At 61.2% G+C, this 11,580-nt stretch carries 14 protein-coding genes; 9 read left to right on the plus strand and 5 right to left on the minus strand.

Translation table 11 applies throughout. The features are described 5' to 3' along the window. The first annotated feature begins 55 nt into the window (after positions 1–55). The 5 genes from murI (at position 56) to ABH945_RS09060 (ending at position 3,629) form a co-directional block, all read left to right on the plus strand. Positions 56–943, plus strand: coding sequence for a glutamate racemase (gene murI / locus ABH945_RS09040; protein WP_429250334.1), 888 nt, complete (start codon positions 56–58; stop codon positions 941–943). 216 nt (positions 944–1,159) lie between these two features. After that, complete coding sequence (locus ABH945_RS09045) at positions 1,160–1,399, plus strand: (2Fe-2S)-binding protein (protein WP_074763586.1); 240 nt, start codon at positions 1,160–1,162, stop codon at positions 1,397–1,399. A 266-nt stretch (positions 1,400–1,665) separates the two neighbouring features. Then, positions 1,666–2,403 carry an energy transducer TonB gene (locus ABH945_RS09050; RefSeq protein ID WP_429250335.1) on the plus strand — a complete coding sequence of 246 codons (738 nt, stop codon included), beginning with the start codon at positions 1,666–1,668 and terminating at the stop codon, positions 2,401–2,403. A 38-nt stretch (positions 2,404–2,441) separates the two neighbouring features. Continuing rightward, positions 2,442–3,191 (plus strand): MotA/TolQ/ExbB proton channel family protein, encoded by a 750-nt coding sequence (locus tag ABH945_RS09055; RefSeq protein ID WP_074763584.1) that lies wholly within the window; start codon positions 2,442–2,444, stop codon positions 3,189–3,191. A gap of 18 nt (positions 3,192–3,209) precedes the next feature. Next, a complete protein-coding gene (locus ABH945_RS09060; RefSeq protein WP_074763583.1) occupies positions 3,210–3,629 on the plus strand; it encodes an ExbD/TolR family protein in 420 nt (139 codons plus the stop codon). A gap of 347 nt (positions 3,630–3,976) precedes the next feature. Here ABH945_RS09060 and ABH945_RS09065 read toward each other — a convergent pair whose 3' ends face one another. Continuing rightward, entirely contained in the window at positions 3,977–4,963 is a 987-nt protein-coding gene (locus tag ABH945_RS09065) for a LysR family transcriptional regulator (protein WP_074763582.1), read from the minus strand. Positions 4,964–5,085: 122 nt separating this feature from the next. Here ABH945_RS09065 and ABH945_RS09070 point away from each other — a divergent pair, with 122 nt between their 5' ends. From ABH945_RS09070 to hemP, 4 genes are all read left to right on the plus strand, one after another. Next, positions 5,086–5,964, plus strand: coding sequence for a pirin family protein (locus ABH945_RS09070; protein ID WP_429250336.1), 879 nt, complete (start codon positions 5,086–5,088; stop codon positions 5,962–5,964). Positions 5,965–6,300: 336 nt separating this feature from the next. Continuing rightward, positions 6,301–6,699: an OsmC family protein gene (locus ABH945_RS09075; protein ID WP_429250337.1), complete on the plus strand. Its 399-nt coding sequence runs from the start codon at positions 6,301–6,303 to the stop codon at positions 6,697–6,699. A 76-nt stretch (positions 6,700–6,775) separates the two neighbouring features. After that, a complete protein-coding gene (locus ABH945_RS09080) occupies positions 6,776–7,258 on the plus strand; it encodes an SRPBCC family protein (RefSeq protein WP_074763579.1) in 483 nt (160 codons plus the stop codon). A gap of 241 nt (positions 7,259–7,499) precedes the next feature. Then, positions 7,500–7,760 carry a hemin uptake protein HemP gene (hemP, locus tag ABH945_RS09085; RefSeq protein ID WP_074763578.1) on the plus strand — a complete coding sequence of 87 codons (261 nt, stop codon included), beginning with the start codon at positions 7,500–7,502 and terminating at the stop codon, positions 7,758–7,760. A 274-nt stretch (positions 7,761–8,034) separates the two neighbouring features. Here the strand turns inward: hemP and ABH945_RS09090 are convergent, their stop codons facing one another. The 4 genes from ABH945_RS09090 to ABH945_RS09105 all read right to left on the minus strand — a co-directional run bounded on the left by ABH945_RS09090 (position 8,035) and on the right by ABH945_RS09105 (position 11,378). Continuing rightward, positions 8,035–9,441 carry a 4Fe-4S binding protein gene (locus ABH945_RS09090; RefSeq protein ID WP_429250338.1) on the minus strand — a complete coding sequence of 469 codons (1,407 nt, stop codon included), beginning with the start codon at positions 9,439–9,441 and terminating at the stop codon, positions 8,035–8,037. Next, entirely contained in the window at positions 9,438–10,292 is an 855-nt protein-coding gene (locus tag ABH945_RS09095; protein ID WP_074763576.1) for an FTR1 family iron permease, read from the minus strand. The genes ABH945_RS09090 and ABH945_RS09095 overlap by 4 nt, the downstream gene beginning before the upstream one ends. 78 nt (positions 10,293–10,370) lie before the next feature. Further along, positions 10,371–10,703 (minus strand): cupredoxin domain-containing protein, encoded by a 333-nt coding sequence (locus ABH945_RS09100; protein WP_074766332.1) that lies wholly within the window; start codon positions 10,701–10,703, stop codon positions 10,371–10,373. A gap of 126 nt (positions 10,704–10,829) precedes the next feature. Next, positions 10,830–11,378, minus strand: coding sequence for an iron transporter (locus tag ABH945_RS09105; RefSeq protein ID WP_074763575.1), 549 nt, complete (start codon positions 11,376–11,378; stop codon positions 10,830–10,832). Positions 11,379–11,580 lie beyond the last annotated feature (202 nt).

Raw genomic sequence — 11,580 nt, forward strand, 5'->3', positions numbered from 1 at the left:
CATCCCGCTTACCCCAATTTCCTTCGACCGCGCGTGATACGCGCCCTCGCCGCCTATGCCTGAACAATCGCCGTCTCCTGCTGTCAGGACGCTCACGCCGGATGCCGCTTCGCGCGCGCCGGTCGGCATTTTCGATTCGGGTCTGGGCGGTTTGTCGGTATTGCGAGCGGTCCGCGCGCAATTGCCCGACGAAGCGCTGCTGTACGTAGCCGACTCGCTCTACGCTCCGTACGGCGAACGCGACGACGACTTCATCACCGACCGCACGCTCGCGATCGGCGAATGGCTGGTCAAGCAAGGAGCGAAGGCGCTAGTGGTGGCCTGTAACACGGCGACCGCCCAGTCGATCGCCGAAGTTCGCGAAAAGCTGACCATTCCGTTGGTGGGCGTCGAACCCGGCATCAAACCTGCCGCGCTGCAATCGAAAAGCCGCGTTGCTGGCGTGCTGGCCACCCAGGTGACATTACGCAGCGCCCGTTTCCAGGGGCTGCTCGAACGTTACGCCGCCGATTGCCGCTTCCTATGCCAACCCGGCCACGGGCTTGTCCAGGCGGTGGAGCGCTGCGATATCGGCTCGGCGGAATTGCGCGCGCTGCTGCGCAGCTACCTTCAGCCGATGCTCGACGCGGGCGCCGACACGCTCGTGCTCGGCTGCACGCACTATCCGTTTCTCGATGCGGCGATCCGCGAAATCGTGGGCGACAGGCTCACACTGATCGACACCAGCGTGGCGATTGCCCGCCAACTGGAACGTGTGCTCGATCAACATGGCCTGCGCGCCGCGCCGGAAAACGCGGCTCCTGTTCTGCCCCGTTTTTATTCGACTGGCGACGGCAGTCATCAACAGCAACTGGCCGCCACTCTTCTCAATATAGAGACAGATGTCGAGACGGTGCTGATCCCGTCGCGCCGTACGTCGGCGCCGGATTCCCAAGCCGCATAAACAGCGCTGTATCTATCGTCAGAACACCTTCTCGACGCGTTTTTGCGTGTTTTCTAAGCGCCTGTTCATAGGCGCGCATCCCCCGCCAGAAGCCGCTGTGTAGACGAAACCCTTCTAAGAGTCTGGTTTTGTTACAAAAAATCATGCACGACGCTTGCCAAACGGCTCCAACAGAATGATAATAATTCGCATTAACGTTAGCTATGACGCCCTGCCATGATTGTCTGTGTCTGCAAATCTGTTTCTGACCGAACGATCCGCTCGTCGATCGCGGACGGCATCGATTCGTTCGACGAGCTTCAGTTCGAATTGGGTGTCGCTTCCTGCTGTGGCAAGTGCGCGGAATCTGTGCGCGACGTGATGATGCAAAGTGGCGTGTGCGCAAGCCGCTGCGGCGTGGAGTATCATCAGACGAATGCCGTACCGCTGACGTTTTACGAACGCAAGGCCGCCTGAAACACTACTTCGGCGCGGTGTGAACCGCGCCCTGAAGTGCCGGTCGCTTCCTTGAAGTCCCGCTTCGTTCGCTGTTACGTTTTATCCCACTGCCGTCAGCAAGCCAGTACCCGTACCAGCCAGCTACCCCGCTCACCCGTTAAAAGGAGTTTGAGATGGAATTGCTGATTGGTTTCGTGACTACTTTGTTCATTTCGCTGCTGATCTTCCGAACATGACGATGTCTCGTTGGACGCGCTGCTTCGACAGCGCACTGCCCCACTGAAATGCAGGCCTCGCATACCGCTTCCGCCGGCGCTCCGCCGGCTTCGTCCGTCCGAACGAATTATCGCGCGCTGACCGCGACCGCCATTGTGGTGGGCGTTCACGTCGCGTTGCTCGCCGTGATCCTGACCTTGCGCAATGAGCCGGTGCAGGTCGCGCTCGAATCGCACGTGATGACCGCGCAATTGCTTCCGCCCGCGCCTGTCGCTGCGCCCGTCGCGATGCAATCGATCGCGCCGCCGCCGCCCAAGCCGACGCCGCCGGTTCATACGAAGCCGAAGGTTCAGCCGAAGCCGACTCCGACACCCAAACCGACGCCCACGCCATTGCACGAGGCTGCCGCGCCGTCGCCCACGCCCGTTGCTGCGCCAGACCCGACGCCGCCCGCGCCCGCCGCTCCGGCCACGCCGCCTGCTGCGGCCGCGCCGGCCATCGGTCGTCAGACGATGGAAATCAGCGCGCCGAAAAACGTGTCGCACCTGGAATGCAATATCGGCAAACCGGATTACCCCGCGCTCTCGAGGCGTCGCGGTGAAACCGGCACTGCCTATGTGAGATTCGTGGTCGGCCTGACCGGCAAACTCGAAGACATCGAGCTCAAAAAGAGCAGCGGCTTCAGCCGTCTCGATGACGCAGCGCTCGCCGCCGTGCGTTCAAGCGCCTGCAAACCCTATCTTGAAAACGGCCAGCCGATTCGGGCCGCGTACAACCAGCCTTTCGCCTTCAGTCTCGACGATTGAAACCGAACTGAAGCAGATTTTAAAAATAAGGAATTGCAATGCAAAACTACGGACTGGCGCACGTGTGGGCGCAAGGGGATTTCGTGACGCGCGGTATCGCGCTCGCCCTGTTGATCATGTCGGTGATGTCGTGGAGCGTCATCGTCATTAAAGCGTGGAACGTGATGCGCCTGAAGCGTCTCACGAAGAATGCCGAACAGGCGTTCTGGCATTCGGACGATCTCGCCGACGGCATCAAGAAGCTCGGCGCCGGTTCGTCGACGCCGCACGACAACCCGTTCCTCGCGCTCGCCTTGTCGGGCCAGGAAGCGGCCGATCACCATCACCAGACGCAGCCGCATCTGCATGACCGCATGGACGTGTCGGACTGGGTCACGCGCTGCCTGAAAGACACGATGGATGAAAGCGTGTCGCGCATGCAGAGCGGCCTCGCGATTCTCGCGTCGATCGGCAGCACGGCGCCGTTCGTCGGTCTGTTCGGTACGGTGTGGGGTATTTATCACGCGCTGCTGGCTATCGGCGCAAGCGGCCAGTCGTCGATCGACCAGGTCGCAGGCCCGGTCGGCGAAGCGCTGATCATGACGGCGTTCGGTCTGTTCGTCGCCATTCCGGCCGTGCTCGGTTACAACGCACTGACGCGTGCCAACAAGGCTGTCGTCGCCAAGCTGAGCCGCTTCGCACACGGTCTGCATGCATTCTTCGTGACCGGCGCACGCCTGTCGTCGTCCAAACGCGGTACCGGCGCGGCCGCCTCAGACGGCCTGCGTCTCGCGACCCGCGCCAACTAATCGACGAGGCTTTTTCCGATGGCAATGAGCCCCTTCGCCGGCGACGATGACGACGGCCTGATGAACGAAATCAACATGACGCCGCTCGTCGACGTCATGCTGGTTCTCCTGATTGTTTTCATGGTGACGATTCCGGTGATCCGTCACGCGGTCAAGATCGATCTGCCGCATGCAAGCAGTCAGAAGGAAGATACGAAGCCCGCGCAGGTCACGATCGCGATCGACGCGGACGGCAACGTCATGTGGGACGATCAGAAGGTCGACGACGCGACGCTGAACGCAAAGATTGCAGCGGCCGCGCAAGCGGAGCCGCAACCGGAATTGCATCTCGACGCAGATCGCAAGGTCCCGTACGAGAAAGTGGCGCAGGTGATGTCGGCGGCCCAAGCTGGCGGTCTCACCAAGATCGGCTTCGTCACGCAGCCTGCCAAAAAATAAGAAAAGCCCTTGTTTCAAGGGCTAAAAGTAAAAGGCCTTCATCGTCAGATGAAGGCCTTTTTTTGTGCGCACTCGGCGCCTTCGGGCGGCGGGATCATTTGCCCTCGGTCGAAGTATGAGGGCTACTAGAATCATCGCATGCGACGGCCGTGATCGACACGGACAGCGCGGTCAGCCCTATCAGGCCGACTATCATAGCGGCCATGAGTTTTCGCATAAGAGACTCCTTAGCGAAGGGATTTCAATATAGGCCCGTGAACGCGCGCATTCAAGAAAACGGTCATTGAAAGTACTCATGACAGGCCGCGCTTAAATGCTAAAAACGATGCTGCGATGCGTAACAGCGGCTAGATCGCCGTCGCCATCGACGCTTGTGCGGCGGCTTTGGCTTCGCGCACCGGGCACTCGTCCATGATGTGTTTTCCATCGTCGGGATCGAGCATTTCGACCAGATAGTCGACGAACGCGCGCACCGCCGGCACCATCCCCTGCCGCGACACGAATACCGCGTACAACTGCGGCGTCGGAAAAGTCCATCCCGGCATCACCGGCGACAACTGCCCCGCGCGCAATGCGGAGCCATACATCATCTCCGGCAAGGCCGCGATACCGACGCCCGACAGCACGGCTTCACGGATCGTCATCAGATCGGCAGTCACGAGACGCGGATCGTGTTCGTGCGCGTGACGTGTGCCGTCGGGCGAAATCAGGTTGTACACGTGGCGTCCGTCGCCGGTCGGCACATCCAGCGTTTCGAAGCGGTTCAGATCGGCGGGCAGCAACGGCGGTGCATTCTGCTGCAGCAGGCTCGGCGCACCGACCAGCATCTGCTGCGTGCGCCACAGCGGCCGCACGACGATGTTCGCGTTTTCAGGCGGATCGGAACGCACGCGCAGCGCGACGTCGATCGAATCCTCGAACAGATCGACCACGCGATTCGTCACCCGCATCACCACTTTCACTTCGGGATAGCGGTGCATGAATTCGGGCAGGATCGTCGACAGAATGGTTTGCGAGATCGTGACGGGCACGCTCACGCGCACGGTGCCGCGCGGCGACGAACGCAGTTGCTGCACCACGTTGACCGCCGCCTGCGCCTCGCTCAGCATCGCCTGACAGTGCTGATAAAACAGCTGGCCGGCCTCGGTCAGCGCCAGCTTGCGCGTGGAACGCTGCAGCAAGCGCACGCCCAACGATGCTTCCAGCTCCGTCAGACGGCGCGATAGCCGCGACTTCGAGATGCCCAGTACGCGTTCTGCGGCCGAAAACCCGCCATGCTCGACGACCTGCGAGAAGTACATCAGGTCATTCAGGTTGTGTGAATCGATCTTCATCTCATCGTTCCAGTAATAGAACAATCCATTGCGTGACGGCGGCTGGCACCTCGAAAAACGGTCCCTATAATAGCTCCATGTTTCAAAAATAACGCTATTCCCCATTTTTCAAGGTGACTTTAATGAGCTCGGCACGCACGATCGAACGCACGTTTCCCGCCGTCCGCACGACCGAAGGCGGCGGCTTTATCGTCCACCGCCCGTTTCCGACCCGCTTGCTGATGGATTTCGATCCGTTCCTGCTGCTCGACGAAATGGGTCCGATCGACTACGCGCCAGGCGAAGCCAAGGGCGCGCCCGATCATCCGCATCGCGGTTTCGAAACCGTGACATATGTGCTCGAAGGCCAGTTCGGCCACAAGGACTCGGCGGGCCATTCCGGCACTCTGCATGCGGGCGACGTGCAGTGGATGACCGCCGGCGCGGGCGTCGTGCATAGCGAAATGCCCGACCCGTCGTTCGTGCGCACCGGCGGCCGCGTGCACGGTCTGCAACTGTGGGTGAATCTGCCGCGTCGCGACAAGATGATCGCGCCGCGTTATCAGGAAATGCCGTCGTCGAGCATTCCGGTCGCGACTTCCACGGATGGCAAGGTGCGCGTCAAGGTGATCGCCGGCGAGGCGCTCGGCGTGAAGGCCGCGATCGAAACACGCACGCCGATCCTGTATCAGCATTTCTCGCTGCAACCCGGAGCAACGATCACGCAGCCGGTGCCCGCTGACTATCGCGTGTTCGCTTATGGGCTGTCGGGCAAGGGCTTTTATGGCGAAAGCGAAGCGCGGCAGGAAATCGACGCACAGAAGATGGTGGTGTTCCACAACGATGGCGACTCCGTCACGCTGACGGCGGGCGCAGAGCCGCTCGAGGTGCTGCTGCTCGGCGGCGTGCCGCTGAAAGAACCTGTCGTGCGGTACGGCCCGTTCGTGATGAACACCGAAGACGAAATCCGCCAGGCGGTGATCGATTACCAGGCCGGACGCATGGGCGAGATTACGCATTGAGCGTTCGCGCAATTCGAGCGGCGGTGGCGAGAGGTGGCAACAAGGCACGTGAGGTTGCTGTAGGCGTGCATCACTGCCGCTGCTGCTTCGCCGCCCGCTGAGGGTTCCCGGCTTGCCCGGTCGATGCCAGCGGCCAGTGCGCAGTGATCACGCAAGGCCGTAAAACGCACGCTACGCCCTTCCGCGCCGAACCGCGACGCGCTCCATCACGCGGATGACCCCAGGCCGCTATCCCCGGTAATTTCGTTCACAATAGCGGCTCAGGCCGCGCGCCGCGCCGTTTCATTGCAATGAACCTGGGCGCGCGGCGACTTTCCGTCCTGTTCAGGAGCGCGCATGGCAGAGTCCACCGTCACCGCCCACATCGGTTCGACGAATTTCCAGGTCTTATTTGACGACGGCAAGCACACGTGGCTTGCCGACGAACCCGAGTCGCTCGGCGGCGGCGATCGCGGCCCGACCCCCGTCACGCTGTTGCTGTCGAGCCTCGGCGCGTGCACGTCGATCACACTGAAGATGTACGCCCAGCGCAAGCAATGGCCGCTCGCCGACGTTCGCGTGACGCTGTCGATCGAAACCGGCGCCGAAGGCTCGACCATCGACCGCAGGATCGTGCTCGAAGGCGATCTGTCGGACGAGCAGCGGGAACGGCTCTTGCAAATTGCCAATGCATGCCCAGTTCACAAGATCCTCACGCATTCCATCACGATCCGTTCGGGCCTCGCCGTCGCCTGACGCGCGGCGATTTGAAGAAGCGGCCACGAGTGAGCGGGCCGCACGTATCGCAACGCTTTCATAGGAAGCTGTCGTCTTGAATTTCGAACACCTTATCCAGATCAACGATCCGTTGAATCCCTTTGTCGACTCGATGACCCGCGACCAGTTGTGGGAGGGTCTCGTGCTGCGCGCCGAGCAACCCCAGCTGTTCGTGCTCGGGCTCGATAGCTGCACGATCGTTTCGCGCGAAGGCAATGTGCTCGAGCGCGAACTGCATTACGGCAAAGCCACCGTACGCGACCGCGTCACGCTGGAAGACGGCCGCAGCGTGCGCTACGACATCCTGCCGACTGCCGACCATGTGGGCGGCTCGCTGACCATGACCATCGAGCAGCCGGACGAGTTGCAACTGTTCCTGCGCTTCGAATACGCGACCACCCTGCCTGTCTCGACCGATCAGGACGCCGTACAGACGCAGGAAATCGTGAAGTCGGCGTATCGGGAGAACGATATCGATACCGTGCGGCTGATCCGTCAATACGTGCAGACGAAGCAGGAGCCGGGCTCGCTGCATTAAAAGCCGTCAATCGCCGCTGTATGTGAACATCGCGCGGGCGCCCTGCCCGCGCCGCCGCGTGCGGGTCCGCTGAACTGCATATCCGCCGATGACGAGGCCCTTTGACACGACCGGCCTCGCTCAGCCCCTCCTCGAATTCATCTAACTATCGAAACTCAAAACCGATCAATTTCTCTTTCTTGTAAATGGGAATAGTTATCATTTAGAATTAATCCATCGAATCGACGAACACCTAAAACGAATGACCGATCTCAACCGAACCTCTACCCTCAGCCTGCGCCGTCCGGCAGCCGCGCTGACCAGCCGTCCGAAAGCTTCGACGGCGAGCACCTCCGCGGCGAAGCCTGCAGCGGACCGTGCGAGCGGTTCGGCGGAGACCTCGGAGCGGTCGGTGCGCAGCGACGCACTGCTGCAAGGCCACAGCCACATCAGCATCTTGCATAACGGCGAAACCTACCAGCTGCGTGCTACGCGCTTAGGCAAGCTGATCCTGACGAAGTAACGAATTGCAGTCAGTACCGGGTATTGTGGGGACCACCTCCCAGAGAGGTGTTAGGCAGTAGCCAGCCACGACGGCTTGCACGTGAGAACTAGACCCCTTCGTGCAGACACCAAGCCAGCCGTCGCAGCAAGCCAGGCCGCTTTTTTCGGTCCTCACCGACGCGATTGCACGACATGCCGTGCAATGCTCAATGCAGAAAACGAAAAGCCGTGGGATGAAATCATCTCCACGGCTTTTTTTATGCGGCGCGCCAGTTCATGCAAGGCTTAAAGGCTTACTTCCCCGACCAGCCCCAGAACATCAACCACCACGCGCTATCGACCACCGCCAACGCTGCGAGGAACCACACCATCGCGAGACCGCGTTGAACGAATCGTTCGCTGTAGCGACGTGTGACCAGCCACGCGAGCCACGCACTCCACAGGTTCGCAATCGCGAGAATTGCAATGCGCATGTCCGACGCCCACCACAGCGATACATGCTCGGCGCGCAGCAACGACAACGTCGTCGCCGACAAGCCGAGAAACACGCCAGTACCGGCAATCGGAATCAACGCCTGCGTCAGATGATGCAGACGCACGGCGTTAAAGCGACCGAGCATGCGCGTCGCGCCCATCAGCAGCACCAGCAGCGTCGTGCCGTACACCAGCGCGGTCGCGAGGATGTAGCCGATCACCATCGAGCCGTCGAGCCACGAAAACACGTCGTTCTGTTCGGGGTAATGCGTGAACAGGAACCACGGCGCGTTGGTATCGAGTGGCCACAGGATGTTGTGATCGACCAGCCAGTTGGCGAAGAACATCTTCAGGTCGACGAACCAGCGCGAAGCGGTCCAGTGGAACGCGCCGATCGCGATGCCGAGCAGGCCGTACAGAATCAGCGCGGTGTCCCACGGATTCGCCTGCTTGTCGCCGAGTTGCACCACTTCCGACGACGGCTTGCGCCACGTCAGCGCCACTGCGTCGCGGTGACCGCTGCAACGGCCGCACATATGGCAGTCCGACGCGCCCTTCATATTGCGCAACGGCACCAGCGGCGCGCAGTTGATCGGGATCACGCGATGCCCATGCTCACCGTTCTTGTACGAGCGGCGCCAAGCGTCTTCATCGACCTTGTAGTGGAACGGCGCGAGCCGCGCCAGAAGCGAAAAAACCCCGTTGACGGGGCAGAGATATTTGCACCAGACGCGTTTCTCTCGCCCGTACAGCAAACCGATGATGATCGCCGCGAAGGTCGATCCGCCCAGCACCAACAACACCGCTTTCGGATACTGGTAGACGCTCACCATCTGACCGTAGATCGTCGTGATACCGAACGCGACGAACGGCCAGCCGCCCCAGCGCATCCAGCGCGGAATCGCCCAGCCGCGGCCGAATTTGCTGGCGAACTCGGCGAGCGCACCCTCTGGACACAGCACGCCGCACCACACTCGACCGAGCATCACCATCGACAGCAGCACGAACGGCCACCAGATGCCCCAGAACACGAACTGCGCGGCGAGCGTCAGGTTGTTCCAGAGATGCGCGGTATCGGCCGGCAGCGGCATCACCGCCGGGACGATGATCAGGAACGCGTACACCGCCACCACGACCCATTGAATGCCGCGGATCACGGCGCCGTGACGCTGCATCCACTGCCCTGCCGCCGCGAGGCGGCCCGGACGGGTCATCACTGTGCTCATGCTGCGCGCCCTGCCGCCTGCTGCGCCGGCTTGCTGTTCTTACGGTTGGCACGGCGCACCAGCAGATAGACGACCGCCCAGTAGACCGCGTAAGCAATCAGGTTCATCAGCGCGGGATGCGCGCGATAACCTGTCAGCGTGGAAACCAGCGAGCCGAAGGTGCTGGAGTCGTCGAGCAGCGCCGACGAATTCCATACCTGGTCGATGATGGTCGGCAGGATTTCCTTGTCGATCAGCTTGTCGACGCCGGTCTGGAACAGGCCCGCGCCGAGGAACAGCAGCATGAATTCGGTGACGCGGAAAAACAGGCGCCACGAGAAAATCTTGCCGCCCAGTTGCAGCACGTAGAAGGTCAGGAACGCGAGGCCCAGGCCGAGCACGACGGCGAGCATCTGGCTGCCGTCCACGTGACCCGACTGGCCGAAACCGAGGCCGTACAGGAAGATCACCGTTTCGCTGCCCTCGCGCGCGATCGCCAGAGCGACCAGCAACGCGACGCCCCACCAGTTCGAATCGCGCTTGCTCTTTTGCAGCGACTGTTCCATGTCGCGCTTGAGGGTGCGGCCATGCTGCTTCATCCACAGCACCATCTGCACGATCAGTACGCAAGCGACCAGCACCATCGCGGTCTGGAAATAATCCTGCGCGTCGCCGGACAGCACTTCCGTGAAGCCGACCAGCGCAGCGCCCAGCGCCACGGCCGCGATCAGCCCGGCCGCGACACCGCCCCACAGGTACGGCAAACCGCGGCGCGCATCGTCGTCGCCATTTTTCAACCACGCATACAGGATGCCGACGACCAGCAACGCCTCGACACTTTCCCGCCACACGACGAACAGAATCTGACCCATTCCAAGCTCTCCCTTCGATCCTTCTACTGCCTGTGCGAACGCGCCGCCACTCCCGGGCCGGCGCTCGCATTCAGGCCATTACTTCGCGACGATCACGCCCTGCGCCTGCTGGTGAAAATCGTCGAAAAACTTGTATTCGCCCGGCTCCAGAGGAGCAATCACGACGAACGAATCCGCGCCCGGCGCCAACACCTTTTCTTTACGCAACTGGACGCTTTCGAATTCGGCCGCGCCCTTGCCGGTGTTGCGCACTTCGATCTTGATCCGCTGCCCCGCCGGCACTTCGATGCGGGCCGGGTTCAGTTTGCCGTCGTTCATTTCCAGCTTGAAGGTCGGCAGGTCCGCTGCGTGAGCTGCGCCCGCCAGCAAAGCCGTGGCGGCAAACATCGCGATCTTTCGGTTGATTCTCATTAGCCCTTCCGGAAAACGCGGCGCGACGAAGATGACCACCCGCGCGCCGCCTGCTGCATTGACTCAATCACTTATTTGCCGACGCCTCGCAGTGAACTCACGCGGCGAAGCACGGCAATGCGACGATCAGTACCCGCCCTTCTTGCCGATGCCGGCGAAGGTGAAATCGTATTCGAGCGTGATCGGCTTGAACCACGGACCCACGCCGGTTTCCTTGTCGACGTGACGGCCGAAAGCCATGTGGCCCATCTGCATCGGCGGTTCGACGATCATCTTCAGGTGATACTTGCCCGGGCCTTCCAGCTTGACGTTGTCGCCGTAGTGCGGGCCGTCGTTGGCGACCATCGGCATCAGGTCGCCCTTCTGCACGTTCTTCGAGCCAACCTTGTTCAGTTCGTAATGCACTTGCAGATACGGCATCCAGTCGCCTTCGGCGAAACCGGTCGGGTTGTTCTTGACCGCGTGAATATCGGTTTCGAGGTGAACGTCCGAATCCGATGCCTTGCGCATCATGCCTTCCGGCTCCATCGTGATCGGCTGCAGATAGACCACGCCGATTTCCATGCCGCCGTGAATCTGCTGCTTGGCGATCGGGTATTCCGCCGCCGAAGCCGACAAGGTCGCCACTGCGGCGACCGCAGCGGCGCTACCACGCACAAATGAAGAAATTCGCATTGAAACTCCTTGTTTTTTTATCAGACTGGATCAAACCCATTGGAACAGTTGGTGCGCATGCCTGTGCGCAGGGTCCCACCGTCCTTAATCGGGCGATCGACCGTCCGCAAACCGCATACATGAAACGTTAATGCGAACCATTCTCAATATTGGCGGAGTTTATCACCGATCCTTGGGGAGAACAAATTGCGAAACTCGCAAA

Origin of the sequence: Paraburkholderia sp. GAS333 (assembly GCF_050435665.1) — a bacterium.
Classification (GTDB): domain Bacteria; phylum Pseudomonadota; class Gammaproteobacteria; order Burkholderiales; family Burkholderiaceae; genus Paraburkholderia; species Paraburkholderia fungorum_A.

Excerpts from the sequence above, each read along its gene's own strand:
- ABH945_RS09075 (WP_429250337.1), top strand. The coding sequence starts at position 6,301 with ATGGCAGAGTCCACCGTCACCGCCCACATCGGTTCGACGAATTTCCAG.
- ABH945_RS09105 (WP_074763575.1), bottom strand. The coding sequence starts at position 11,378 with ATGCGAATTTCTTCATTTGTGCGTGGTAGCGCCGCTGCGGTCGCCGCA.
- murI (WP_429250334.1), top strand. The coding sequence starts at position 56 with ATGCCTGAACAATCGCCGTCTCCTGCTGTCAGGACGCTCACGCCGGAT.
- ABH945_RS09100 (WP_074766332.1), bottom strand. The coding sequence starts at position 10,703 with ATGAGAATCAACCGAAAGATCGCGATGTTTGCCGCCACGGCTTTGCTG.
- ABH945_RS09065 (WP_074763582.1), bottom strand. The coding sequence starts at position 4,963 with ATGAAGATCGATTCACACAACCTGAATGACCTGATGTACTTCTCGCAG.
- ABH945_RS09055 (WP_074763584.1), top strand. The coding sequence starts at position 2,442 with ATGCAAAACTACGGACTGGCGCACGTGTGGGCGCAAGGGGATTTCGTG.
- ABH945_RS09070 (WP_429250336.1), top strand. The coding sequence starts at position 5,086 with ATGAGCTCGGCACGCACGATCGAACGCACGTTTCCCGCCGTCCGCACG.
- hemP (WP_074763578.1), top strand. The coding sequence starts at position 7,500 with ATGACCGATCTCAACCGAACCTCTACCCTCAGCCTGCGCCGTCCGGCA.
- ABH945_RS09045 (WP_074763586.1), top strand. The coding sequence starts at position 1,160 with ATGATTGTCTGTGTCTGCAAATCTGTTTCTGACCGAACGATCCGCTCG.
- ABH945_RS09090 (WP_429250338.1), bottom strand. The coding sequence starts at position 9,441 with ATGAGCACAGTGATGACCCGTCCGGGCCGCCTCGCGGCGGCAGGGCAG.
- ABH945_RS09060 (WP_074763583.1), top strand. The coding sequence starts at position 3,210 with ATGGCAATGAGCCCCTTCGCCGGCGACGATGACGACGGCCTGATGAAC.
- ABH945_RS09050 (WP_429250335.1), top strand. The coding sequence starts at position 1,666 with ATGCAGGCCTCGCATACCGCTTCCGCCGGCGCTCCGCCGGCTTCGTCC.
- ABH945_RS09095 (WP_074763576.1), bottom strand. The coding sequence starts at position 10,292 with ATGGGTCAGATTCTGTTCGTCGTGTGGCGGGAAAGTGTCGAGGCGTTG.